At 63.2% G+C, this 22,943-nt stretch carries 27 protein-coding genes; 15 read left to right on the forward strand and 12 right to left on the reverse strand.

Translation table 11 applies throughout. The features are described 5' to 3' along the window. Nucleotides 1-29 precede the first annotated feature (29 nt). The gene (locus NKH59_RS14655; RefSeq protein ID WP_352769472.1) at nucleotides 30-434 is read left to right on the forward strand and encodes a GFA family protein; all 405 of its coding nucleotides are present in this window, start codon (nucleotides 30-32) and stop codon (nucleotides 432-434) included. Between the two features lie 39 nt (nucleotides 435-473). On the opposite strand, the gene NKH59_RS14660 is transcribed toward NKH59_RS14655, so the two are convergent. Next, the gene (locus NKH59_RS14660) at nucleotides 474-1,736 is read right to left on the reverse strand and encodes a DNA recombination protein RmuC (RefSeq protein ID WP_352769475.1); all 1,263 of its coding nucleotides are present in this window, start codon (nucleotides 1,734-1,736) and stop codon (nucleotides 474-476) included. 103 nt (nucleotides 1,737-1,839) lie between these two features. Between NKH59_RS14660 and def the strand changes: the two genes are divergently transcribed. Genes def through truA form a run of 4 tightly spaced genes read left to right on the forward strand, consistent with a single transcriptional unit; the run spans nucleotide 1,840 to nucleotide 4,596 of the window. After that, complete coding sequence (gene def, locus NKH59_RS14665; RefSeq protein ID WP_352455964.1) at nucleotides 1,840-2,370, forward strand: peptide deformylase; 531 nt, start codon at nucleotides 1,840-1,842, stop codon at nucleotides 2,368-2,370. A 16-nt stretch (nucleotides 2,371-2,386) separates the two neighbouring features. Next, a complete protein-coding gene (fmt, locus tag NKH59_RS14670) occupies nucleotides 2,387-3,316 on the forward strand; it encodes a methionyl-tRNA formyltransferase (protein ID WP_352615146.1) in 930 nt (309 codons plus the stop codon). Beyond that, on the forward strand, nucleotides 3,313-3,822 hold the full coding sequence (locus NKH59_RS14675; protein ID WP_352615027.1) for a GNAT family N-acetyltransferase: 510 nt from the start codon (nucleotides 3,313-3,315) through the stop codon (nucleotides 3,820-3,822). The genes fmt and NKH59_RS14675 overlap by 4 nt, the downstream gene beginning before the upstream one ends. A gap of 18 nt (nucleotides 3,823-3,840) precedes the next feature. After that, nucleotides 3,841-4,596 carry a tRNA pseudouridine(38-40) synthase TruA gene (gene truA, locus NKH59_RS14680; RefSeq protein WP_353012391.1) on the forward strand — a complete coding sequence of 252 codons (756 nt, stop codon included), beginning with the start codon at nucleotides 3,841-3,843 and terminating at the stop codon, nucleotides 4,594-4,596. On the opposite strand, the gene NKH59_RS14685 is transcribed toward truA, so the two are convergent. Beyond that, nucleotides 4,578-5,186: a transporter gene (locus tag NKH59_RS14685; protein WP_352615023.1), complete on the reverse strand. Its 609-nt coding sequence runs from the start codon at nucleotides 5,184-5,186 to the stop codon at nucleotides 4,578-4,580. The two genes, truA and NKH59_RS14685, sit on opposite strands and share 19 nt — an antisense overlap. A 2-nt stretch (nucleotides 5,187-5,188) precedes the next feature. After that, a complete protein-coding gene (gene dapE / locus NKH59_RS14690) occupies nucleotides 5,189-6,388 on the reverse strand; it encodes a succinyl-diaminopimelate desuccinylase (protein ID WP_353022226.1) in 1,200 nt (399 codons plus the stop codon). Nucleotides 6,389-6,518: 130 nt separating this feature from the next. On the opposite strand from dapE, the gene NKH59_RS14695 reads away from it, so the two are divergent. Beyond that, on the forward strand, nucleotides 6,519-7,550 hold the full coding sequence (locus NKH59_RS14695) for a 2-dehydropantoate 2-reductase (protein ID WP_352539948.1): 1,032 nt from the start codon (nucleotides 6,519-6,521) through the stop codon (nucleotides 7,548-7,550). Here the strand turns inward: NKH59_RS14695 and NKH59_RS14700 are convergent. The 4 genes from NKH59_RS14700 to dapD form a co-directional block, all read right to left on the reverse strand. Continuing rightward, nucleotides 7,540-8,640, reverse strand: coding sequence for a GGDEF domain-containing protein (locus tag NKH59_RS14700; RefSeq protein WP_353022227.1), 1,101 nt, complete (start codon nucleotides 8,638-8,640; stop codon nucleotides 7,540-7,542). The two genes, NKH59_RS14695 and NKH59_RS14700, sit on opposite strands and share 11 nt — an antisense overlap. Before the next feature lie 335 nt (nucleotides 8,641-8,975). Beyond that, on the reverse strand, nucleotides 8,976-9,764 hold the full coding sequence (locus NKH59_RS14705; RefSeq protein WP_352455973.1) for a hypothetical protein: 789 nt from the start codon (nucleotides 9,762-9,764) through the stop codon (nucleotides 8,976-8,978). A 21-nt stretch (nucleotides 9,765-9,785) separates the two neighbouring features. Beyond that, nucleotides 9,786-10,163 (reverse strand): DUF805 domain-containing protein, encoded by a 378-nt coding sequence (locus NKH59_RS14710; protein WP_352455974.1) that lies wholly within the window; start codon nucleotides 10,161-10,163, stop codon nucleotides 9,786-9,788. Between the two features lie 30 nt (nucleotides 10,164-10,193). After that, nucleotides 10,194-11,048, reverse strand: a complete 855-nt coding sequence (dapD, locus tag NKH59_RS14715; RefSeq protein ID WP_023677474.1) for a 2,3,4,5-tetrahydropyridine-2,6-dicarboxylate N-succinyltransferase — start codon at nucleotides 11,046-11,048, stop codon at nucleotides 10,194-10,196. A 145-nt stretch (nucleotides 11,049-11,193) separates the two neighbouring features. Here dapD and NKH59_RS14720 point away from each other — a divergent pair, with 145 nt between their 5' ends. Beyond that, the gene (locus NKH59_RS14720; protein WP_352832661.1) at nucleotides 11,194-12,033 is read left to right on the forward strand and encodes an LOG family protein; all 840 of its coding nucleotides are present in this window, start codon (nucleotides 11,194-11,196) and stop codon (nucleotides 12,031-12,033) included. A 34-nt stretch (nucleotides 12,034-12,067) separates the two neighbouring features. Here the strand turns inward: NKH59_RS14720 and NKH59_RS14725 are convergent, their stop codons facing one another. Continuing rightward, nucleotides 12,068-12,775, reverse strand: a complete 708-nt coding sequence (locus NKH59_RS14725) for a pyrimidine 5'-nucleotidase (RefSeq protein WP_352455977.1) — start codon at nucleotides 12,773-12,775, stop codon at nucleotides 12,068-12,070. A 161-nt stretch (nucleotides 12,776-12,936) separates the two neighbouring features. Here NKH59_RS14725 and NKH59_RS14730 point away from each other — a divergent pair, with 161 nt between their 5' ends. Further along, nucleotides 12,937-13,698 (forward strand): GGDEF domain-containing protein, encoded by a 762-nt coding sequence (locus NKH59_RS14730; RefSeq protein WP_353022229.1) that lies wholly within the window; start codon nucleotides 12,937-12,939, stop codon nucleotides 13,696-13,698. A 49-nt stretch (nucleotides 13,699-13,747) separates the two neighbouring features. On the opposite strand, the gene NKH59_RS14735 is transcribed toward NKH59_RS14730, so the two are convergent. Further along, nucleotides 13,748-13,915: a hypothetical protein gene (locus NKH59_RS14735; RefSeq protein WP_352455979.1), complete on the reverse strand. Its 168-nt coding sequence runs from the start codon at nucleotides 13,913-13,915 to the stop codon at nucleotides 13,748-13,750. Between the two features lie 93 nt (nucleotides 13,916-14,008). Between NKH59_RS14735 and NKH59_RS14740 the strand changes: the two genes are divergently transcribed. After that, nucleotides 14,009-14,509, forward strand: coding sequence for a MarR family winged helix-turn-helix transcriptional regulator (locus NKH59_RS14740; protein WP_352539951.1), 501 nt, complete (start codon nucleotides 14,009-14,011; stop codon nucleotides 14,507-14,509). Here NKH59_RS14740 and phhA read toward each other — a convergent pair. Then, nucleotides 14,504-15,337 (reverse strand): phenylalanine 4-monooxygenase, encoded by an 834-nt coding sequence (phhA, locus tag NKH59_RS14745; protein WP_352919941.1) that lies wholly within the window; start codon nucleotides 15,335-15,337, stop codon nucleotides 14,504-14,506. The two genes, NKH59_RS14740 and phhA, sit on opposite strands and share 6 nt — an antisense overlap. A gap of 140 nt (nucleotides 15,338-15,477) precedes the next feature. Here phhA and NKH59_RS14750 point away from each other — a divergent pair, with 140 nt between their 5' ends. Both NKH59_RS14750 and bchE read left to right on the forward strand, forming a co-directional pair. Further along, nucleotides 15,478-15,954 (forward strand): Lrp/AsnC family transcriptional regulator, encoded by a 477-nt coding sequence (locus NKH59_RS14750; protein WP_023677481.1) that lies wholly within the window; start codon nucleotides 15,478-15,480, stop codon nucleotides 15,952-15,954. Nucleotides 15,955-16,056: 102 nt separating this feature from the next. Beyond that, the gene (gene bchE / locus NKH59_RS14755; RefSeq protein ID WP_353022231.1) at nucleotides 16,057-17,595 is read left to right on the forward strand and encodes a magnesium-protoporphyrin IX monomethyl ester anaerobic oxidative cyclase; all 1,539 of its coding nucleotides are present in this window, start codon (nucleotides 16,057-16,059) and stop codon (nucleotides 17,593-17,595) included. Nucleotides 17,596-17,614: 19 nt separating this feature from the next. Here the strand turns inward: bchE and argB are convergent, their stop codons facing one another. Together argB and NKH59_RS14765 are read right to left on the reverse strand one after the other, a co-directional pair. Further along, nucleotides 17,615-18,508, reverse strand: coding sequence for an acetylglutamate kinase (argB, locus tag NKH59_RS14760; protein ID WP_352472350.1), 894 nt, complete (start codon nucleotides 18,506-18,508; stop codon nucleotides 17,615-17,617). Between the two features lie 96 nt (nucleotides 18,509-18,604). After that, on the reverse strand, nucleotides 18,605-20,101 hold the full coding sequence (locus NKH59_RS14765) for an amidase (protein ID WP_353022233.1): 1,497 nt from the start codon (nucleotides 20,099-20,101) through the stop codon (nucleotides 18,605-18,607). Nucleotides 20,102-20,227: 126 nt separating this feature from the next. Here NKH59_RS14765 and NKH59_RS14770 point away from each other — a divergent pair, with 126 nt between their 5' ends. The 4 genes from NKH59_RS14770 (at nucleotide 20,228) to msrB (ending at nucleotide 22,906) form a co-directional block, all read left to right on the forward strand. Then, entirely contained in the window at nucleotides 20,228-20,767 is a 540-nt protein-coding gene (locus NKH59_RS14770) for a sigma-70 family RNA polymerase sigma factor (RefSeq protein ID WP_352501141.1), read from the forward strand. Next, the gene (locus tag NKH59_RS14775) at nucleotides 20,764-21,468 is read left to right on the forward strand and encodes an anti-sigma factor (RefSeq protein WP_352472348.1); all 705 of its coding nucleotides are present in this window, start codon (nucleotides 20,764-20,766) and stop codon (nucleotides 21,466-21,468) included. The genes NKH59_RS14770 and NKH59_RS14775 overlap by 4 nt, the downstream gene beginning before the upstream one ends. Nucleotides 21,469-21,673: 205 nt before the next feature. Beyond that, nucleotides 21,674-22,231: a fasciclin domain-containing protein gene (locus NKH59_RS14780; protein WP_023677486.1), complete on the forward strand. Its 558-nt coding sequence runs from the start codon at nucleotides 21,674-21,676 to the stop codon at nucleotides 22,229-22,231. A gap of 174 nt (nucleotides 22,232-22,405) precedes the next feature. Continuing rightward, a complete protein-coding gene (gene msrB, locus NKH59_RS14785) occupies nucleotides 22,406-22,906 on the forward strand; it encodes a peptide-methionine (R)-S-oxide reductase MsrB (RefSeq protein WP_023677487.1) in 501 nt (166 codons plus the stop codon). Nucleotides 22,907-22,943 lie beyond the last annotated feature (37 nt).

Raw genomic sequence — 22,943 nt, forward strand, 5'->3', positions numbered from 1 at the left:
TGCGGGCAAAAGCTCCAGGAGGAACGAAGATGAAAATCGACGGCGGGTGTCATTGCGGCGCCATTACTTACGAGGCCGAGATCGATCCGGAAAAGACCACCATTTGTCACTGCATCGATTGTCAGAAGCTAACCGGAACGGCCTTTCGCGTCACCGTGCCGGCGTCCGAGGACAATTACAGGATCACCAAGGGCACGCCGAAGATCTACATCAAGACCGGTTCGAGCGGCGCCAAGCGCGCCCAGGCATTTTGCGGTGAGTGCGGCTCGCATCTCTACGCCACTTCGGCGGGTGAGGGACCGAAGGTTTACGGTATCAGGGTCGGCACGGCACGGCAGCGCGAGCAACTGGTGCCGAGAAAGCAGATCTGGCACCGCTCGGCGCTGCATTGGCTGCCGGAATTCGAAGGCACAACCATCATCGAGGAGCAGTAGCGCCAGACCGGGGCGAAGCCTCCGGTTCCGGCGCAGCTCTCAATCGTCGCCTTCGACGACCCTTAGCCTCAACTGCCCGGTTTTCGAATCGGCGACGCGCGGGCTGCTTTCCGCTTTTGCTCCGCTGCCATTCGAACCGGGGGTGTCCTCCGCCGGCTGCACGCCAAACTCCAGCGCCTCGATCTTCTGTCCGCGCCTGGTCACCTTCGATGTCGAGACCAGGATGTCCTCGATGTCCTTGGCCGATTGGCCGAAATGCGTCTGCAATTTGCGCACCCGCTCGTCTAGCCGGGAGACGTCTTCCATCAGCCGGATAACCTCGCCCTGGATCAGGTGTGCCTGCTCGCGCATGCGGGCATCCTTGAGGATCGCCTGGATGACCTGGATCGACAGCATCAAAAGCGATGGCGAGACGATGACGATCCGTGAGCGATGCGCCTTCTGGACAACGGCCTCGAAATTCTCGTGGATTTCGGCGAACACCGATTCCGAAGGCACGAACATGAAGGCGGTGTCCTGCGTCTCGCCCTGGATCAGGTATTTTTCGGAAATATCGCGGACATGCACCTCGATGTCGCGGCGGAAAGCCTGTGCGGCGGTCTTCTGCAGTTCGGCGCCTTCGGCGGCCCGGATGGCATTCCAGGCCTCGAGCGGAAACTTTGCATCGATGGCAAGCGACGGTGCGCCGTTCGGCATCTTCACCAGGCAGTCGGGCCGGCTGCCATTCGACAAGGTCGCCTGGAATTCATAGGCGCCGTGCGGCAATCCGTCGGCGACGATAGCTTCCATACGCGACTGGCCGAAGGCGCCGCGCGTCTGCTTGTTGGAAAGGATCGCCTGCAATTGCACGACCTGGCCGGCCAGCGACTGGATGTTGCCTTGCGCGATATCGATGACCGCCAGCCGTTCCTGCAGCTTGGCGAGGCTCTCATGCGTCGATCTCGTCTGCTCGGTCATGGTCTGGCCCAGGCGGCCGGTCATGGCATCGAGACGCTGGCCGATCGACTGTGTCAGTTCCGCCTGGCGCGCCCCGAACACTTCGGCGATGGCGCCCATGCGGCCCTGCATTTCCGCCTGGCTTGCCAAGATGCCGGCCATCCGCACCTCGGCGTCGCGGGCGTGGTCGGCGGCTTCGGCGGCCGCCACTGCACGCGCCTTGGCCGATCGCCAGAGCGCAACGACGAGCGCCACGAACAGTCCAAGGAACAGCATTGCGCCGAAACCCAGGGCATGGCCGAGCGTGATCGTGGTGGCGCCTAGGCGGGCGACAGGTTCGGACAGGATGGTGGCCAGATCGTTCATGTCGACAGCATAGATGATTCGGTCTGCCAGCACAGATCAAAACGTGAACGACCCGAAGGCGCCCCGGTTGACGCTTTTCCTGCGAGGTCTTAGGTGAGACGCCATGTCGATCAAGCCGCTTATCATCCTCCCCGATCCCGTCCTGCGCCAGGTTTCAAAACCGGTCGAGCGTGTCGATGGCGATTTGCGCAAACTGGCCGGCGACATGCTGGACACCATGTATGACGCGCCCGGCATCGGCCTCGCAGCGATCCAGGTCGGCGAACCCTTGCGCATGCTGGTGATCGACCTCGCCAAGGAGGACGAGACGCCGGCGCCGCACGTCTTCATCAATCCCGAAATCCTTGAAAGCTCCGACCAGCGTTCGGTCTATGAGGAAGGCTGCCTGTCGATCCCCGATTACTATGCGGAAGTCGAGCGCCCCGCCGCGGTGCGGGTGAAATATCTCGATCGCGATGGCAAGCTGCAGGAGATCGAGGCCGAGGGGCTGATGGCGACCTGCCTGCAGCATGAAATCGACCACCTCAACGGCGTGCTGTTCATCGATTACATCTCCAAGCTGAAGCGCGACATGGTGGTCAAGAAATTCAAGAAGCTCGCCAGGGACAAGGCGCCGGGCAAGATGGTGGGGTAGGCGTCGACGAATGCCCCTGCGTGTCATCTTCATGGGTACGCCCGAATTCTCCGTGCCGACGCTGCGGGCGATTGCCGGGGCCGGGCACGAGTTGGCAGCCGTCTACACGCAGCCGCCGCGCGCCGGCGGCCGGCGCGGGCTCGAACTGACGCCGTCGCCGGTGCAGCGCGAGGCCGAGCGGCTTGGCATCGAGGTGCGGTCGCCGGTGTCGCTGAAGGGCGAGGCGGAGCAGGAGGCGTTCCGCGCGTTGCGTGCCGACGTCGCCGTGGTGGTCGCCTACGGGCTGCTTCTGCCCAAACCCATTCTCGAGGCGCCGCGGCTCGGTTGCCTCAACGGCCATGCATCGCTGCTGCCGCGCTGGCGCGGCGCTGCCCCTATCCAGCGCGCCATCATGGCCGGCGATACCGAAACGGGCATGATGGTGATGCGGATGGAGGAAGGCCTCGACACCGGCCCGGTGGCAATGGTTGAAAAATGCGCCATTGGACCCGACATGACGGCCGGCGATCTGCACGATCGGCTGATGGTCTTGGGTGCTTCGCTGATAGTGCAAGCGCTCGAACGGCTGGAGCGGAATACGCTGACATTTACCACACAGGCGGAGGTGGGGGTGACCTACGCCAAGAAAATCGATAAATCGGAGACTCGCATAGACTGGCTGCGACCTGCCGGCGACGTGCACAACCAGATTCGCGGCCTGTCGCCCTTTCCCGGTGCATGGTGCGAGGCCGAAATCGGCGGCCGCGTGGAACGGCTGAAACTGCTTCGCTCGACGCTCTCGCAAGGCGCCGGCGAACCGGGAGGAATTCTCGATGACCGGCTGACGGTCGCCTGCGGGTCAGGCGCGATCAGGCCGGTCGAAGTTCAACGTGCGGGCGCAAGGCCCATTGCCGCGCAGGAGTTTCTGCGCGGGGCCAGGCTCGAAAAAGGAATGAAATTGTCATGAGCATGATGTCCATACGCGCGGCGACGCCGCGGGACCGCGAGGCGATCCGCCTTGTCGAAGAACACGCATTCGGCCAGCAGACCGAGGCCGGACTGGTCGACGCGCTGGTCACCGGCGGTGATGCCGTCGTCGAACTGGTGGCGGACGAAGACGGGCAAGTGGTCGGCCATATCCTGTTTTCACGGCTTTTCGTGCGGAATGGCGGCAAGAGCTTCCCGGCGGTGGCTTTGGCTCCTTTGGCGGTCGAGCCGTCGTTCCACGGCACCGGCATCGGCGGTGCGCTGGTCCGCGAGGCGCATATCCGCCTGAAGGCTGCTGGCGAGACGCTCGCCGTGGTGCTCGGCGATCCCGCTTACTATGGCCGTTTCGGCTACAGCCGCGCCCGTGCAGCGAAATTCGAGAGCGACTACCAAAGCGAGGCTTTGCAGGCGCTTGCCTGGGGCGAGGCGCCCGAGACCGGCAGGCTGGTCTACGCCTCGGCCTTCGGCTCAGCCCTCGCCGCCTGATTTCGCCTCGATCCGGGAATGCCGCGTTTTCGCCTCGACATCGAATATGACGGCAGTCTCTTCGCCGGCTGGCAGCGCCAGGCCAACCAGCCTTCGGTGCAGCAGGCGATCGAGCGGGCGATCGAGAACTTCTGCGGTGAGCAGGTTTCGCTGCGCGCCGCCGGCCGCACCGATGCCGGCGTCCATGCGACCGCTCAGGTGGCGCATGTCGATCTGATCAAGGCATGGCCCGGCGACAAGGTGCGCGACGCCGTCAACGCGCATCTGCAGGCGGCCAAGGTGCGCATCGCCATCCTGAAGGCCGCCGTCGTGCCGGATGGCTTCGATGCGCGTTTCTCGGCGATCAGCCGCCATTACCTCTACCGCATCGTCAATCGCCGCGCGCCGGCGGCGCTCGACAAGGGCAAGATCTGGTGGGTACCGAAGCAGCTCGATGCCGGTGCCATGCACGAAGCGGCAAAGGTGCTGCTTGGCCGGCATGATTTCACCACCTTCCGCTCGACCCAGTGCCAAGCCACCAGCCCCGTCCGCACGCTCGACCGGCTGGATGTCAGCCGGGCGGGCGATTTCATTGAGGTCCGCGCTTCGGCGCGGTCATTCCTGCACAACCAGGTGCGCTCGATGGTCGGCTCGCTCAAACGTGTCGGCGAAGGCGGCTGGACTGTTGCCGACCTCAAGGCGGCGCTTGAGGCGCGCGACCGTGCGGCCTGCGGTCAGGTGGCGCCGCCCGACGGGCTGTTTCTCGTCGGCGTCGATTATCCGACGCCTGGCTGATCCGGAACGCTGATCCCGAGCAGCGCCTGCAGGCCGAACAGGACGATCAGCGACGCCACGAACATGCCGGCAAAAACGGCGCTGCCGGTGGCCGCACCCCTGCCGATCGCAACGTTGGTCATCCGCCAGGTCAATACCATCGACAGCGCGAATAACAGCAGCGACACGAGTCCGGAGACTTCGCTGGCCGACGTCAGGAAAAGCCGGATCAACGCCGATGGCAGCATCATCCAGGCGATGATCGCCGAGGCCCAATTGCTGGCCACGACATAATGGACGAAACGGCCGCCGACGCCGACCCGCGGCGCCACCAGGGCGAGGCCTATGAGCGGCAGCACCCAGGCGCCGATATCGACGGTGGCCAGGCGGATCAACATGCTGAAACGGCCGACGAATGCGTTGGGATCGCCGATCTCGTTGGCAATACCGACCCAGCCGACGATCAGTGCCGGCGCCGCGACGACGATGGCAAAAAAGGAGTTCCAGAAACCGTCCGCCGAAAGGTCGAGCAGGCGAAATCCGTCGGCCTTGCCGAGCATCAGCCGCCAGGCACCGGCAAGCGAAGCGTAGGTTTCATCCGCTGAAAGCATCACTAGGATATGTCCTGCGCAAACCAGTCTTCAACGAAGCGCAGATAAATCTGCGTCAGCGTCTCGAGGTCGGCAATCGCCACGCGTTCGTCGACCATGTGCATGGTCTTGCCGACCAGTCCGAATTCGACCACCGGACAATAATCCTTGATGAAGCGGGCATCGGAGGTGCCGCCGGAGGTGGAGAGCGCCGGCTTCCTGCCGGTCACCGCCTTGATCGAGCCGCCAAGCGTCTCGATCAACCTGTCGTCGCGTGTCAGGAAAACGTGGCTCGGTCCGTCGCGCCAGACGATCTCGTAGTCGACCGGCGTCTTCTTGCCGGCGCGGTATTTCTTGCGTTTCGCCGCCCGGTCGAGGCGGTTGTGGATCTCGGCCTGGATCGTCTCGGCGGTCCATATGTCGTTGAAGCGAATATTGAAGGTAGCCGCCGCCTTCGCCGGGATGACGTTGGTGGCAGGGTTGCCAACGTCGATGGAGGTGACCTCAAGATTGGTCGGCTGGAAATCCCTTGTTCCGTTGTCGAAGACGGGGTGAAGCAAGGCGTCGACCAGCGTCACCAGGCCGCGCACCGGGTTGTCGGCTAGCTGCGGATAGGCGGCGTGGCCCTGGCGGCCGTTGACGACGACCGTGCCGGAGAGCGAGCCGCGCCGGCCGATCTTGATCATATCGCCGAGCGCGTCGGGATTGGTCGGCTCGCCGACGATCGCAGCATGCCATTTCTCACCCTTGGCAGCCGCCCATTCGAGCAGCTTCGTCGTGCCGTTGATCGCCGGCCCTTCCTCGTCGCCGGTTATCAGCAGCGAGACCGACCCCTTCGGGCCGCCCTTCTGCGCGATATGTCGCGCTACCGCCGCGACGAAACAAGCAATGCCGCCCTTCATGTCGACGGCGCCGCGGCCCAACATCTCGCCATTGGCGATCTCGGCGCCAAAGGGTGGGTGCGTCCAGGCTGTTTCATCGCCCACCGGCACCACATCGGTATGGCCGGCAAACATCAGATGCGGGCCGTTGCCGGAACGCCGCGCGTAAAGGTTCTCTATGTCAGGTGTGCCGGATTCGGAAAACACCGGGCGCTCGACGGCAAAGCCGAGCGGCTTCAACATTTCTTCCAGCGCGCTCAGCGCACCGCCTTCGGCGGGCGTCACGGAAGCGCAGCGGATGAGAGCAGCCAGATTTCTGGTCGGATCGGTAGGCAGCGTCATGGGCAAAAGCGATAGTCGAAAGCGCAAGGCCTGTCACGGCCAGACATAAGGGCCAGCCATGCCGCCGACATTATGGTTTTCATGCCGTATAAGTTGCGGCAAGGCCTCTCAACCAGGACAGGGCCATCGCATGATCACGCATGGCAGGACGATCGTAATCGCCGGTGCCGGCAGTATCGGGTGCTACGCCGGCGGCTGCCTGATACTTGCCGGGCGAAAGGTGGTTCTGCTGGCGCGGCCTCGCATCGAGAAGGCGCTGCAAAAAGGTGGATTGCGCATCACCGACCGTGATGGCCGCGACCGATCCGTCAAGCCGGAGGCATTGTCGGTCACCGCCGATCCGGCCGCGGCATTCCCCGGTGCCGATGTCATCCTGCTAACGGTCAAGAGCGGCGCGACGCAAGACATGGCCGGGCTTATTGCGGCCCATGCCCGACCGGATGCGGTGGTACTCAGTCTGCAGAACGGCGTCGACAATGCCGATAAGTTGCGAGCCCATCTCACCGCCCGGCGGGTGCTCGCGGGCATGGTGCCGTTCAACGTGGTCCAATCACCGGAGGGCGAATTGCCGCTTCGCCTGCACCGCGCCAGCGGCGGCAAGGTGATGATCGAACAGGGCGCGACAGGCCTTGACGAACTGCTCGACGTCGAGGGCTTTGCCGTCGCCACACATGGTGACATCGAAGCGGTGCTATGGGGCAAGCTGCTGCTCAACCTCAACAACGCGCTGGTGGCGCTTTCCGGCCTGCCGCTGGCGGCAGAGCTTGCCGATCGCCGCTGGCGGCTGATCCTGGCCGGCCAGATCGACGAAGCATTGGCGGCAATGATGGCGACAGGCATCGAACCCGCTCGCATCGCCGGCCTGCGTCCCGCGCTGCTGCCGAAAGTGCTTCGCCTGCCCGACTGGCTGTTCAAGTTCTTGGCGCGTCGGATGCTTGCCATCGATCCGGCCGCGCGTTCGTCGATGTGGGATGACCTTCAGCGCCGCCGGCCCTCGGAGATCGGCGAACTGCAAGGCGCGGCCTTGCGTTTGGCCGAAAAGGCCGGCACGCCGGCGCCGTTGCTGAAGCGCGTGACGGCATTGGTGCGCGCGGTCGAGCAGGAAAGAGGCGGATCGCCCTGCCTGTCGCCGGAAGCCGTTGTCGCGTCCGTCAGATCGTAGCCCGCACAGGCGCCCAGTAACGGCCCTTGCCGGTGCGCTTGGCTTCGTACAGCGCATGGTCGGAACAGGTGAGCAGGATTTCCGGATCGCCGCCGTCGGCGGGTGCGAAGGCGCTGCCGACGCTCAAGCCGACATGGATGGCAGAACCGACCCCGAGGTCGAAAGGCACCGAGACCTTTTCGATGGCCCGCTTTGCCAGGTAGGTGGCCTCGATCTCCGAGGTTGCGGGCAAAAGGATGACAAATTCATCGCCGCCAATGCGGAAGACCACGTCCCCCGGACGGAAGCCGCGCTTCAATCGTTCGGCCACCTTGCGCAGCAGCACGTCGCCGACGGCGTGGCCAAAACGGTCGTTGACCTGTTTGAAACCGTCGAGGTCCATGCTGAGCACTGCAAACGGCTTGCCGCCATTGGCGGCCGGCGCCGCAAGGTCGCGGCACATGTCGCGCAATTTCTCCTGCAGGAAGATGCGGTTTGGCAGGCCGGTCAGCGCGTCCTTGATGGCCAGGTCGCGATTGTCCAGTTCGGCGCGGATCATGCGGGCATTGATTGCGTGGTTCTGAAGCAGCACGATGATGACGCCGGCCACATAGAACGGCGTTTGAATTCCGACGATCGGCATTCCGGGCGCCGCAGAAAACAATGCACCGACCACGTAAGGCAGGCTTACGGCCAACATGACGAATATGGCGAAGCGCGGGGTCGCCGCATTGCGTGACGACACCACGCCGACGACGCCTGCGACATTCAAGGCGGCAAGTACGGAAAGCGCCATATTCCCGCTGGCAACACAGCCATAGCAGCCGAGGCCGAAAACGACCGACCAGACGCCGCTGGCTGCCATCAGGCCCGCCAGCGGCCCTTTCGAGCCGCGCCTGCTGGCCTGCTCGCATTCCCGCATCAGCAGAACGCGGACGGTGAAAAGCATCAGGTCGGCGGCAATCCAGGCGTAGGGCCACCAATCCCCGGTGGCAAGAGCGGCGCTGACTGCAACCAACAGAACGCTGATGGTGCCGAACAGGACTGCGAATTTGCGGTCGAAGGTGGTGTCGAGAAGCCGAGCGCGGACAGCTTCCGGTTCCAATTTCATCGGCGAAGAGAACCAGGCAAAGAGGCGAGCGGCGGCGCTCCACGTTTTGCGCGGCTCCTTGGTGATCAGGGATAGGTCGCTTGCCAGTCGAGCGCTCCGTGCCGGTCGACACAGTCTTCGCCGGCATGCTGGGCCAGGGTGATTAACATTCGCTTAGAGCATCCGGCGCAAACCGGGCTTTCGGAACTCCCCGCTCCGCCGCTCTGGAGCAATTCCAGGAAAAGTGTGAAGCGGTTTTCCGTCCGGAATTGCGTCAAAACAAAAAAGATAGAGCGGTTCGGCGTTTCTGCGAAACGATGAACCGCTCTAGCGGATCTGCCGCCGGGTTGCCGGTTTTAGCTTGCCGGCCCCGGTCGTCTGCGGACTGCAGGCCGGCGCGGCGGGCCCGGCTCGGGATCGGTCTTCGCCGCACGTGCCGGCTGCCCATGAGGGGTTTCGATCAGCGTGATCTTCTGCCAGATCTTTCGCGAGAGGTTCGAAGCCAGGTTCTCGATGTCATTGACGCCGTCGATGACCACGGCGTCATTCACCGATTGCGCGAACAGCGCGGCGATCTTGCCGGTGATCGACAGCATTTCGGAGCAGTAGTCGAGATAGCGGGCAAGGTCGGCGGCGTTGGTGATGCGGGCTGGCGAATGCGCAGTCGGCTTGAAACTGGCTGAAAGCGTTGCCGGATCCTTGGTCAGCTGGTGCATGTCGATGACGTGGATCAGCGACCGCAGCCCGTGGAGCTGGCGAAACACCCGCTTGCGCTTGATCCGCTCCTCGGAGCGAATCAGGGCCAGGAAGCCCAGCACCGCGAGGATGATCATGTTGAGGGAGGCTTCGATGCCTTGCACCGACTGGAAGGCATCGTGGTTTCCCGAGATGCGGCCGAGCGGCAGGATTGTGCCGACGAACAGGAACATCAGCGCTCCGACGACGAAGGCGGCGATGATGAGGCCGCGCAGCCACCAGATCGGCGCCTCCAGCGCCTTGGCTGCCTTTGCCAGATCGCGCGACAGCGACACGAGCTCGGCGGCGACGCCGCGCAAGCCTGCATCGGGAAAGCGCTCGGCGACGCGCCCTTCCAGCCGTTCGGCGGTTTCGAGGATCAGTTTCGGATCAAGCGAGCGGTAGCGCATGACGAAATGTCCGATCGGTGCTCAGGGTTCGGCCGGGGCGTTGGTGCGCTTGCCGTAGCGGTTGGGGCCGGGTTGCCCTGGAAACAGGCAAAGCACGAGGAAAGCGATGATCGAGACAACCGGCACGAACAGCACCAGCGCTGCAACGCCCGGCTTGTCGAGGTCGTGCAACCGCTTGACCGCCAGCACCACGTTCGACCAAAGCGAGGCAATGAAGGCGATGAAGAAAATGAACGACCACATGTTGCTCTCGGTGGTGCCCTCCGGCACCAGCGTGAAACGGTAGAGCGGGAAGGCCTGTATGATGGCCACCAGCAGTCCTCCAAGAAAATAGGCCGCGCGGCTGACGCGGCCCGAAGCTTTGAAGAAAAGCCAGATGAGGTCTGATCTATCAGGCAAGCGAATTCCGTCCGTATTCGTTGAGAAAGATCAATCGCGCAGCAATTCGTTGATCGATGTCTTGGAACGGGTTCTGGCATCGACCCGCTTGACGATGACGGCGCAGTAGAGGCTGGGGCCGGGCTCGTTGTTTGGAAAAGGCTTGCCCGGCAGCGAGCCGGCGACGACGACGGAATTAGGCGGCACCTCGCCGTAGAAGATCTCGCCGGTGGCACGGTCGACGATCTTGGTCGACTGGCCGATGAAGACGCCCATGCCGAGCACCGAGCCTTCGCGAACGATGCAGCCTTCGACCACTTCGGAACGGGCGCCGATGAAGCAATTGTCCTCGATGATGGTTGGGCCGGCCTGCATCGGCTCCAGCACACCGCCGATGCCGACGCCACCCGACAGATGCACATTCTTGCCGATCTGGGCACAGGAGCCGACCGAAGCCCAGGTGTCGACCATGGTGCCGCTGTCGACATAGGCGCCGACATTGACGAAGGACGGCATCAGCACGGCGCCGGGCGCGACATAGGCGGAGCGGCGCACGATCGACGACGGCACGGCGCGGAAGCCCGCCTTCTCAAAATCGACGGCGCTCCAGCCGTCGAATTTTGAGGGCACCTTGTCCCACCATACCGCCTGACCGGGACCACCCTTTATGATCTCCATCGGGGTGAGCCGGAACGACAGCAGCACCGCTTTTTTCAGCCACTGGTTGACGTGCCATTTGCCGTCGGCCTGCCGCTCGGCGACGCGGGCGACGCCCCGGTCGAGCAGGTCGAGCGCCGATTGGATGGCCTCGCGCGTCTCGCCGCGGGTTGCGGTCGAAATCGTGTCGCGTTCCTCGAAGGCGTTCTCGATGATCTCCTCGAGGCTCGCGAGATCGGGCTTCGACATGAATTCGCTCCATTACCAAGCTGTTAAGGGCCGGCGCCTTAACCTGTTTGAAAGTCGCGCGGACCCTATGTGAAGGCTTGGGGAGGGTCAATCGCGGCAGCGTCACGGGACGGCGCAGGTGAATGATTGGACGGGTAAAGCAAATATGACTCCCATGGAAAAGGCGGGATGGACGCCGCTGCCGCATTCGGACGAGGATCTGGAGCGATCGAAAAGCGTGCCGGACACGCCGCAAACGCGCGCGGAGACATATCGGCTGGCCTGGAACGACCCCGATTTCATGACGCGGCGCGAGTTGCGCGCGGTCAGGCTGCAACTCGAACTGCTGAAGCCGGAGATGATCCTGGCCGAGCGCGGCATCCAATCGACCGTCATCCTGTTCGGCGGCGCGCGCATTCCCGAGCCCGGCGGCGAAGCCTGGGCGGCCAAGAACGAGACGCAGAAGAAGAACCTCGAGCAAAACAGCAAATATTACGAGGAGGCGCGCAAATTCGCCCGCCTCTGCTCACAGCAGTCGGCCACCTCGTACTATCGCGAATTCGTCGTGGTGACCGGTGGCGGGCCGGGCGTCATGGAGGCCGGCAATCGTGGCGCCGACGATGTCGGCGCGCCATCGATCGGTCTCAACATCGTGCTGCCGCACGAGCAGGCGCCAAACGCCTACGTGACGCCGGAACTCTGCTTCAACTTCCACTATTTCGCGGTCCGCAAGATGCATTTCGTCATGCGTGCCAAGGCCGTTGCGGTGTTTCCAGGCGGCTTCGGCACGATGGACGAGTTCTTCGAGACGCTGACCCTGATCCAGACCGGCCGCATGGAACGCGTGCCGGTCATTCTGTTCGGCAAGGCTTTCTGGGCAAAGGCGATCGACCTCGATTTCCTCGCCGAGCAAGGCACGATCACACCCGGCGATCAGGATATCATCGATTTCGTCGACACCGCCGACGAGGCCTGGGGGATCGTCAGCCGCTTCTATAAACTTTGACATGCAAGCAAGGACTTGAAGCGCGCCGGCTGCCTCAAGCAGGGACTTCCACGATCGCCGTGAGAAAGCTGGCGAGGTCGTCGGTGACGAAGTCCACATCGTCCTCGTTGGCCGGGTCGCGTTCCCAGATTTCCGAGAAGGTCGGCTCGAAATTGCGCGGCACCACCAACACCGTGGTCATGCCCAGCGATTTCGGCACCGACAGGTTGCGGGCAAGATCTTCGAACATCACCGCATTTTGCCCGGTAACGGCGTGGAGTTCGGCAAATTTTTCATAGGATTGCCGCGCCGGCTTGGGGTTCAGTCCGGCTGCGACAATATCGAAAATATCGTCGAAATGCTCGAGAATGCCCAGCTGCCGCGCGGTGCGTTCGGCATGCCGGCGATCGCCATTGGTGAAGATGAATTTACGGCCGGGAAGCTGGCGAATGGCGGTGCCGAGGACGGGATCGGGCACCAGCCAGGAATAATCGATGTCGTGCACTTTCTCGAGAAAATCGTCGGGGTCGATGCCGTGGCGCGTCATCAATCCGTTCAGCGTCGTGCCATATTCGCGATAGAGCTCCTTTTGCAGCTTGCGTGCTTCCTCGCGCGGCAGCGTCAGCAATTCTCCGACGTAGGCGGTCATCTTCACATCGATCTGCGAGAACAGATTCGAATGATGCGGATAAAGCGTGTTGTCGAGATCGAACACCCAGTCGGTGACATGGGCAAAGCGGGCGGGGTCGGGAAGTGTCGTCATACGTCCTTATGGCACGAAACGATCTTTCTAACAGGAGGTTTATCCACAACCTATGCGCGCCCTGGGTGGTAAAAATGGCGCCATGATTAAAATCTTAAGCATCGCCGAAAGGTGACATTCAGCGCTTTGCTGGAACCAAGACGGACCAGTGGGAGCAAGCGATGAATCGCATATTTCTAAAGTCTGCCGCCATCGCTTTCGCCTCCGTCGCGGTCTCGCTTTTGCTGACGCTGATCGTTGTGCCGGCAATGGGATTTTCGATCAATCGCACCATCTGGCTGACATCCACCGTGTGCCCGCTCGCGCTGGCCTGGAGCGTCGGCGCCTATACGTTCTGGCAGGGCGAAAGGTTGCAGACCGCGCATCGCGAGCTCGCCCGCGCCCATGCCCAACTCGCCGCCGCGCACAGGCGCTTGGCGGAAAAGGCGAGCCGCGACGACATGACCGGCATGCTCAACCGCGAAAGTTTCTTTGCCGCTCTCGACGGCTCCCGGCGCAAATCCGATCGCGGGGCATTGCTGATCGTCGATGCCGACCATTTCAAGACCATCAACGACAGCTACGGCCATCTGATCGGCGACGATGCGCTGCTCCTGATTGCAAACGCGATAGAGCGTGGCGTGCGCAGCGGCGACGTGCTTGGCCGCATCGGCGGCGAGGAATTCTGCGCCCTTCTGATTGGTGCCACCGAACACGAGGCCAGGCGCATCGCCGAGCGCATCCGCCGTGAAGTCGAGCGTATCCGTTTCCGGCCCGTCGACGAACGAACGGTTCCGCTGACAGTCAGTATTGGCGGCATCACCTGCGGCAGAGACGCCGCAGTGTCGGAGCTAATGCGCGCCGCCGACCAGCGGCTCTACGAGGCCAAGCATCGCGGCCGTAATCTGTCGATCATCGACCGCGATATTTCCGAAGCCGCCTGAGCTCGGCCCTAAGCCTTCTGCTGCATTCAACCGCGCCGCTGCCAGACCGTCAAAATCCGAAGATGGCGATGCGGAACAGCAGGGCGGCCGCCGCCACCGCCACCAGAGCGATGCCAAGGCCAATGGGAGAGCCCCAGCCATACCACTCCATCGCCAGCTTGGCATATTTGAACTCCTCGGCCGGTGTGAGTGGGCCGCGCGTCGGGGTCTGATTCATGTTTCACTCCTTGCAGGCTGCGACAGGCCTTGCCTTGCGCCTGATGCAGCATATTACTATAATAGCCATAATGTTAGGCAGTTTGATAGTTAGATGATCGAAATAAATTCGTCAAGCATGAATCGGGCCGACATGAAGACCGCCATCAGCCTTGCCATTATGGGCTGGCAGGACGCGACGCAGGCTTATGACGAGGCAGTGGGCGATAGGCTTGGGCTGAGTATGGCGGAACGCCATTGCCTGGCGCTGCTCTATGGCGGCCCGCGATCGGCTGGCGAGGTCGCGGCCGCAACAGGGTTGACGCCGGCCGCGGTCACCGCGCTGATCGACCGGCTGGAGGCGCGCGGCCTGCTGACACGAACGCGCAGCCTTGAGGACAGGCGCAAGGTGGTCATAGAGGCGACGGAACTCACGCGAGAACTATCGACGCGCTATTATGGCGCGATCGCGCAGGAGGGGGAAAAGGTGATCGCCACATTTAGCGACACTGAGCTCGCCACGATCCTGCGCTTCGTTACGGCGTCGCTCGACCTTCAGCGCGACCAGCTGGCCCGGCTGAAGGCCGAGGCTTTGGAAACAGCCGACAGCCTATAGGCTCGCCGGGTCGAGCGCTGGCTCGCCTTTGCGGCGCGCCACGATCGCCGCAAGATCGGCGGTCTCGAAAGCATCACGCAGGGCGGCGAACGACGGCAGCACGAAATAGGCACGCTGGAACTTGTCGATCTCGTAGCCGGTGCGCATCACGGTTTCCAGGTCGAAGGGGACATGGTGCGCCTCACCGCCTTCGACCGCGAACTGAAGCTCCGTGAAGGATGACATAAGCCCGGCGCCGAAAGCCTTCAGCGGCTGGCCCGGCTCGCGTATCAGCCCGTATTCGACGGTGTACCAGTAAAGCCTGGTGATCATCTCGTCGCCGCCGAGCGCAATCACGCTGTCGGCCCTTTTGCCATACATCTGCATGAAGTCGGCAAAGACCGGCTGCGTCAGGATCGGCACGTGACCGAAGAAATCGTGGAACATGTCGGGCTCGACGATGTAGTCGAGCTCCTTTTGGGTTCGCAGCCAGTTGGTGACCGGGAACCGGCGGTTGGCGAGGTGGTCGAAGAACGGTTGGGCGGGAATGAGCCCCGGCACGGCGACGATCTCCCAGCCGGTGAACTTGCGCAGCTTCTCGCTGACCGCACCGAAATCCGGGATCTTATCGAGAAGACCGAGTGCCGCGACGCCGTCGAGGTAGGAATGGTGGGCGAGCTTCCTGGTCAGCTTCGTCTGGCGGTCGCACAGCGTGCGCCACACCGCCTGTTCTTCGTCGCTATAATTGTAGCCCTGCGCCACGGTGAAATCGGTACGGCAGACCGAATAATCGCCGCGAAGGCCTCGCGCAGCGCATTCGCGGGCATAGTCGGCAACGTTCATTGTCATGGCTTGCTCTCCCTGGAAATCATGATCAGCGGATTGCCGGAAATTCTAGCGGGATGGCGCGAGGCAAATCAGCTTTGATGGTGGCTCAAATGCGGGGTTGGAGGTAAAAGACTCCACGATCGAGCTTTGGGAGAGTGAAAATGCCTCAGTTTGATGAATTCGAGATCAAGATGCTCGACATCCTGCAGCGCGACGGGCGCAAGCCGGTCTCCGAATTGGCGCAGGAGATTGGGCTGTCGACGACACCTTGCGCGCGGCGCTTCGAGGCCCTTCAGCAGGCGGGCATCATAAAGGGCTTTGCTGCGGTGCTCAGCCGCCGCGCCGTCGGGCTGATGGTCGAAGTGTTCATCCAGGTGCGCCTCGTAACCCACAGCGACGGCTCGCCCGAAACCTTTATCGCCGCCGTGCAGCGCATGGACGAGGTGTCGTCGTGCTGGACGATGACTGGAGACTACGATTTCCTGCTGCATGTCATGGTGCCGTCGGTCGACGAGCTCAATGCCTTCGTCATGCACCGGCTGATGCGGCTCGAAGGCGTGCGCGACGTACACACGCAGCTTGTGCTGCAGAACATCAAGGGGCCTGGCCATGTGCCGCTTGCACATCTCAGACGATAGGCATTTCTGCGGAAAAGCTGCACACAAACTGCTGAAGCAAGCCAATCTCCGGAACTAGATCGCCGACTACGACATGCGGACCGCCATTGCATAAGGCCCGCCATGAAAATCGTCTTGATCAACCCGCCGCATACCGCCATCGGCAGCCGTGTGCCGGACGACCATCTGCCGCCGCTCGGTTTGCTGGCACTGGGCGGTCCGCTGATCGACGCGGGACATCAAGTGCGGCTTGTGGACGCCGAATTCGGGCCGATGGCGCTTGCCACGCTGGTCCGGGACGCCTTGAGCGACCATCCCCACTGCATTCTGATCGGCCATTCCGGCTCGACGTCTGCGCATCCGACAGCCCTGCTGATCGCCGGCATGGTCAAGCACATCGATCCGGCGGCAATCCTGATTTATGGCGGCGTGTTTCCGACCTATCACTGGCGCGACATACTGGCCGAAACGGATGCCTTCGATGTCATCGTTCGTGGCGAGGGCGAGGCGACCATAGTGGCGCTTGCCGAAGCGCTGGAGAAACGCAAGCCGCTGTCGGATGTGGCGGGCATCGCCTTTCCTGACGATTTGCGCCAGCCCTTTGCCACCAAGCCGGCAAGAACGATCGCCAACCTGGACGACTACCGCATCGGCTGGGAACTGATCGATTTCAGTCGCTACAGCTATTGGGGAGGCAAGCGCGCGGTGGTCATGCAGTTCTCGCGAGGCTGTCCGCATCTGTGCAACTATTGCGGCCAGCGCGGCTTCTGGACGCGCTGGCGGCACCGCGACCCCGTGAAGTTCGCGCGGGAGATTGCCTGGCTATACCGCGAGCATGGCGTCGAACTGATCAACCTTGCCGACGAGAACCCGACGTCGTCCAAAAAAGCCTGGCGCGCCTTTCTCGATGCGATGATCGCCGAGAATGTGCCGGTGCTGATCGTCGGCTCCACCCGCGCCGACGACATCGTCCGCGACGCCGAGAGTCTGCATCTTTATCGCCAGGCCGGCGTCATCCGCTGGCTGCTTGGCATGGAAAACACCGACGAGCAGACGCTTGCATTGATCCGCAAGGGCGGCAGCACCTCATCCGACCGCGAGGCGATACGGCTGCTGCGCCTCAACGGCATCTTGTCGATGGCGACCTGGGTGGCCGGTTTCGAGGACGAAGGCTTGCGCGACCTCTGGCGCGGCTTCCGCCAGCTGATCGCTTATGACCCCGACCAGATCCAGGCGCTCTATGTGACGCCGCATCGCTGGACGCCGTTCTTCAGGATTGCCAGGGACCGCAAGGTGATCCAGCTGGACGCCCGCCTGTGGGACTACAAGCATCAGGTCCTGCGGATGACCCGCCTCAAGCCGTGGATGCTGTTCTTCGCCGTCAAGCTGATCGAACTGGCGGTGCAGTCGCGGCCCAAGGCCTTGGCGCGCATCCTGTTCCACAAGGATCCGGAGCAAAGGCATTCGATGCGCTGGTACACCAGAATGGGCCGCCGCGTCTGGTTTCGCGAAGTCTGGGGCTTTCTGGTCCGCCACCGCCGCCTCAAAAATGGCCCGACGCTCGCCGAATTCTGGGGCGCGCCGCAAGACGAGGAAGAGGAATCGATGGTTGTCGAACGCCTGCCGCGTAAGTCCGTGACCGCTATTTCGCCAAACGCTTGAGCCCCTCAGACACCCGGCCTCACGGCACGATCAGCGTGCCGGCGCCGTGTTCGGTGAACAGCTCGAGCAGCACCGCATGCGGCGTCTTGCCGTTGAGGATGACGACGCCTGCGACGCCGCGCTCGATTGCCTCGATGCAGGTCTCGACTTTGGGGATCATGCCGCCCGAGACCGTGCCATCCTTGATCAGGGCCTTGGCCTCGGCCACGGTCAGCTCGTCGATCAGCTTCTTGTCCTTGTCGAGCACGCCGGGCACGTCGGTAAGGAACAGCAGGCGCGTCGCCTGGCAGGCGCCGGCGATGGCGCCGGCAAAAGTGTCGGCGTTGATGTTGTAGGTATGGCCGTCGCGGCCGGGCGCCACCGGCGCCAGCACCGGGATCATTTCGGACCGCGCCAGGAGGTCGAGCAATGTGCGGTCGACCTCGACAGGCTCACCAACGAAGCCCAGGTCGAGCACCCGTTCGATGTTGGAATCCGGATCGATCATGGTCTTTCGTGCCTTTTCGGCAAACACCATGTTGCCGTCCTTGCCGCACAGGCCGATCGCCCACTCGCCCTCGGCATTGATCAGCGCGACGATCTCCTTGTTGATCGACCCGGCCAGCACCATCTCGACAATCTCGACGGTTTTCTGGTCGGTGACGCGCAAGCCGCCCTCGAATTTGGATTCGATGCCCATCTTGGCGAGCATGGCGCCGATCTGCGGCCCGCCGCCATGCACGACGATCGGGTTGACGCCGGATTGTTTCAAAAGTGCGATGTCGCGGGCGAAAGCCTTGCCGAGCGCGATGTCGCCCATCGCGTGGCCGCCATATTTCACCACGACCGTCTTGTTCTCGTAGCGCTGCATGTAGGGCAGCGCCCTTGAAAGCAGCGCGGCCTGCATTTCGGCGGTGGCGGCGACATCCGTCATCGGCGTGGTTCCCAGCTTGGCATGAACGGCGGCGTCTTAGCGGGAATTAGACGACGGGGCAAACGGCTTTGCTGTCACGATCGATCAAATCACCGCCTATGCCGGCCGCTGCAGCGGCGCCCGTCGGCCCAGCCAGCCCGAGATCCTTTCCATCTGCGCGGCGAACGACAAAAGCGTTTCCTCGTCGCCGGGGCGGCCGGCGGCCTGGACGCCGAGCGGCAGGCCGGCATCGGTGACGTAAACCGGAAGCGTGATCGACGGTTGCCCGCTGACGTTCTGGATCGCCGGCCAGTGGGTGAACCACAGGCTCTTGTCCATCAGCTGGCCGAATAGCGGCTTGAACTTCAGCAGGCCGGCGAGGCGCAGTCTGTCCAGGACATTCTCGATGAATTCGTCGGCGCCTTTCGGGTCCATGGTGCCGCAGGCGAGCGGCGGGTGCGCGATGACAGGCATCAGCACTGCATCATAATGCGCGGTTTCGGTGATAAGCCGGCGCGAGGTTGCGTGCAGCCGCTGCAGGCCGGCATAGATTTCGCCGGCCGAGAGAATTTCACCGAACCGGCTCATCACGCGCGTGGCGCGTTCGATGTCGCCTGAGATGGAGCGGCCGACGCGCAAGGCCTCGCCACGCATCGTGCCGGCCACCGCCGCAGCGACGGTTCTGGCGAAATCGGCGATGAAATCGCGATCGATATAGGGCAGGTCGATCTCCTCGACGCTGTGTCCGCCTTCGCGCCCCAGCCCGATCGCCGCATCCAGAGCTTTCAACGTCTCTTCCGATATCGGCAGGCCGAGCGGCGATTTTCGATAGAAGGCGAGCTTGAGCTTGCCCGGATCGCGCCCGGCGGCCGCAGTGAAACTGCCGTTCGGCGAGGGTGCCGCGTAGGGCGACAGCGGGTCGGGCCCGTGGGTCAGGTCGAGCAGCAGGGCCGTGTCGCGCACCGAGCGAGCCAGCGCATGGTCGACGACGAAGCCGTACCAGCTTTCGGTGACGAGTGGCGTCAAGGGCACCCGGCCGCGCGACGTCTTCAGCCCGACCAGCCCGGTACAGGCCGCAGGCACCCTGATTGAGCCGCCGCCATCCGAGGCATGCGCCACCGGCACGACGCCGGCCGCGACCAGCGCAGCCGCACCGCCTGAGGAACCCCCGGTCGTATGCGCGGTGTCCCATGGGTTGCGGGTGATGCCGAAAGCCGCCGATTCGGTCACCAGCCTCAGCCCGTGTTCGGGTGCGGTGCTGGTGGCGATCGGAATCAGGCCGGCGGCCAGATAGCGTTCCGTCATCACCGAGCTGAAATCGGGGGTGAAGGCCGGGATGCGGCTGCCGCCATGCGTCGGCACGCCTTTCATGGCGATGCCGAGGTCCTTCAGCGCAAAGGGCACTCCGGCAAGCGGCAGCTTGTGGTCGACGGTTTTCGCTCGCGCCCGCGCCGCCTCAAAAAGCGGTTCGGCGATGGCGTTGATCTCCGGCAGGGTGGCCTCGGCCCGGGCGATCGCCGCATCGACGAGATCTTGCGGTGTGATCTCTCCCTTGTGCACGAGTGCGGCCTGGCCGGTTGCGTCATGCTCCCACAGAACCCGCTCGATCGACATGGTCGCCCTCCCGCTCATTGCAAGCTAGCGGGCGGCGATTTCATTGGCAATCGAGGCTGGCGCTGCCGGTGCGCAAGACCATTTCAGTCGTTGCAAATGCATTGCAATCGCCTAATTTGGCGGCGGATGACGCCGCAGGACATCAGCAACCTGATTGTCCGGACTTCGATGAAGGACCGGGCTGCGTTCGATCTGCTCTACCGGCAGACCAGCGCGAAACTTTTCGGCGTCTGCCTTCGTGTATTGAAGGATCGGGGAGATGCTGAAGAAGCGCTTCAAGAGGTCTTCGTCAAGATATGGACGAAGGCGGACCGTTTCGCCGTTTCGGATCTGAGCCCGATCTCCTGGCTGGTGGCCATTGCGCGCAATCATGCGATCGATCGGATCAGGGCGCGGCGAGAGCCTGCCGCCTATATCGATGCCGCGCTCGACGTGGCCGATCCGGCGCCGGGGCCGGAGGCCATGGCCGTGGCGGGCGGTGAGTCCGAACGCATCTACCATTGTCTCGAGGAATTGGAGAAGGATCGGGCGGCGGCCGTTCGGGGCGCCTATCTGGATGGCAAAAGCTATGCCGAACTGGCGGAGCGCTATGGCGTACCGCTGAACACGATGCGGACCTGGCTGCGGCGCAGTCTGTTGAAACTGAGAGAATGCCTGGAAAGATGACGCTGGCTGACGACAATGGACCGGAACGTGGGGGCGACGACCTGTTCGCCGCCGAATACGTTCTTGGCGTTCTGGCCGCCGATGAACGCGAGATCGCGTCGCGCCGCATCGATGCGGACGCCGCCTTCGCGCGCCTTGTCGATGCCTGGGAGGCGCATCTTTCGCCGATGGCCGCCGCCTATCCGGAGACAGAGCCTCCGATCAGGGTCAAGGAAGCATTGGACCGCCGGCTTTTCGCTGCAGAGCCGCGCGCCGGCCTGTGGTCGAGCCTTGGCTTCTGGCGCGGTCTTGCCGCCGCCGCCATTGCGGCGCTGGCGATCTACATCGCCGTGCCTTACTTCCGCCCGTCCACCGAACCGCCGCAGGCGCGGCTTGTCGCCTCGCTGGCGGCCGAAGGCAGCGACGTCAAATATCTCGTCGTCTACGATGCCGCCCGTCACGAGGTCGGTCTTTCTCACGTTTCCGGTGAGCGGGCCGCCGGCAAGGACTTCGAACTGTGGATGATCGAAGGCAAGAAGGCGCCGGTGTCGATGGGCGTCATCCCGGCCGGTGCGACCGCGCATTTGGCCATCCCGCCCGCCGTCCAGGAGAAATTGGCGCAAGGCGCCGTGCTTGCGGTCAGCGTTGAGCCGGCCGGCGGTTCACCGACCGGCCAGCCGACTGGACCGGTGGTCGCAGCGGGCGATCTGAAGAGCATCTGACCGCTTCTCATCGCGGGAAGCAGACCTGAAATCTATCTCCCGTGATTTAGACGCCTGCAAAGCTTGTTGGCGGCTGTCGATCCGCGCTAGGCAAATTGCAGCGACAAAATATTTTTTTGCGGAGAGGGCGAAACTCCAGCATTTCTATCGCGTATCTCCTTGCGTTCCCAAATGAGGGGAACGATAACCCGAGGAGATTGAAATCATGCGTAAATTCGCCACTCTTTTGCTTGCCGGCACGGTCGCCATTTCCGCGCTCGCCACCATTGCCTATGCTCAAAATCCGATGGTCGGCGGCGCCGCTATGTATGCCCAGAAAAACATCGTCGAAAATGCTGTCAACTCGAAGGACCACACGACGCTGGTCGCTGCCGTCAAGGCAGGCGGCCTGGTCGATACGCTGCAAAGCGCTGGCCCCTTCACTGTGTTCGCGCCGACCAACGAGGCCTTTGCGGCACTTCCAGCCGGCACGGTGGAGACGCTGCTCAGGCCTGAAAACAAGGACAAGCTCGTCAAGATCCTGACTTGCCATGTCATCGGCGCCAAAGCGATGGCCGCCGACGTCGCCAAGATGGTCAAGAACGACGGCGGCACCCACAAGGTCAAGACGGTCGGTGGTTGCGAACTGTCGCTCAAGGCCGACGGCGGCAAGGTCACCGTGACCGACGAGAACGGCAACGTCGCCAATGTGACGATCGCCGATGTCGAGCAGTCCAACGGCGTCATCCACGTCGTCGACAAGGTTCTCCTGCCGAAGATGTAACAAACGCACGCTGCCGGCGAAGATATCGCTAAGGGCCTCCCTGCGCACGCTCCGCGCCGTTCACGCAAGATGTGGATAGGCGCGGAGTCCCGCTTTGAGGACAGCGATCGTCACCGGCTTTTGATTTCCGTGTGGCGGTCGAATTTGGCACAAGCAATGACAGGAGGAATGGCCATGAACCGTCGCGAGCTTCTTTTGAGTGGTGCGGCAGCCATTGGCGTTGTCGCAGGCGCCACCGCGCTGCGCATGGGCGGAGCCCAGGATGCACGCGCGGCTGAGACTTTCGAGGTTACCAAGACCGAAGCCGAGTGGCGCGCCATCCTGTCCGACGCGGCCTTCAATGTGCTGCGCAAGGAGGGCACGGAATACCCGGGCACCAGTCCGCTGCTCAACGAGCACCGCAAAGGCATCTTCGCTTGCGCCGGCTGCGGCCTGCCGGTCTATTCGTCAGAGACCAAGTTCGATTCCGGTACAGGCTGGCCGAGCTTCTGGCAGGAAATCCCGAATTCCGTCGGCAAGACCGTGGACAGGTCTTTGGGCATGACCCGCACGGAGGTCCATTGTCGCCGCTGCGGCGGCCATCTCGGCCACGTATTCGACGACGGTCCGCCGCCGACCGGGTTGCGACACTGCATCAATGGCGTTGCCTTGACCTTCAAGCCGGCGACGGCGTGAGGACGGCTGCGACCCTGACTTTGTCGGAGCGCGAGAG

The sequence above is a fragment of the Mesorhizobium sp. M0998 genome (genome assembly GCF_040318885.1).
In the GTDB taxonomy this organism is placed as follows: domain Bacteria; phylum Pseudomonadota; class Alphaproteobacteria; order Rhizobiales; family Rhizobiaceae; genus Mesorhizobium.